This window comes from Paenibacillus sp. 203 (assembly GCF_037027525.1).
Classification (GTDB): domain Bacteria; phylum Bacillota; class Bacilli; order Paenibacillales; family Paenibacillaceae; genus Paenibacillus; species Paenibacillus polymyxa_B.
In genome coordinates, this window is sequence record NZ_JAXCHD010000040.1 from 1 (window position 1) to 725 (window position 725).

Genomic DNA, 725 nt, shown 5'->3' on the forward strand with positions numbered 1-725 from the left:
CCCCCCTCAAGATGAGATTTCCCAATTCGTAAGACCCCTTGAAGACGACGAGGTAGATAGGTTGGGGGTGGAAGTGCAGTAATGCATGGAGCTGACCAATACTAATCGGTCGAGGGCTTATCCTAAAATAAGACGCAATGAGTTTCGGATCCAGTTTTCAGGGTGTAAGTTTTGTATGGTATAGGCTCAAGTAGCTTATATGAAACAAGCGAATACACAGCATTTGGCGATGCTGATTCCTGAAAAAGAATTTGCACAGCAAATTCGTGTTTGGTGGCGATAGCGGAGGGGTTCCACACGTACCCATCCCGAACACGACCGTTAAGCCCTCCAGCGCCGATGGTACTTGGACCGCAGGGTCCTGGGAGAGTAGGACGCCGCCAAGCAAGATAAAAGAGCACAGCCTTAATGGGCTGTGCTCTCAGGCTGTCGAGAAAGTCTCGACAGCTTTTTTTATGTTCATTTTATTTAAGACGACACCGCGTTAATGTTATATAATATAGGTAACTATTGTAGAACGGACGGTGTTGATATGCTGCGACCTCATCAAGACCAACAACAATCTTTTGAATTGGTTTCTCTGGAAGAACTGGTACCACAAGATCATCTGCTTCGTAAAGTGGATACATATATAGACTTCTCCTTTATTCATGAGAAGGTAAGCCCGCTGTATTGTGCGGACAACGGGCGTCCTGCCATTGATCCTACCGTGTTGTTTAAAATGA

Annotated in this window: 2 rRNA genes and 1 pseudogene; all 3 read left to right on the plus strand. The window is 45.8% G+C overall.

Features of this window, described 5'->3' with window-relative positions:
* Window positions 1–125 (plus strand): 23S ribosomal RNA (locus WA407_RS26205); the annotation flags it as partial.
* A 144-nt stretch (window positions 126–269) separates the two neighbouring features.
* Window positions 270–386 (plus strand): 5S ribosomal RNA (rrf, locus tag WA407_RS26210).
* A 146-nt stretch (window positions 387–532) separates the two neighbouring features.
* Window positions 533–725, plus strand: a pseudogene (locus WA407_RS26215) (IS5/IS1182 family transposase); the annotation flags it as partial.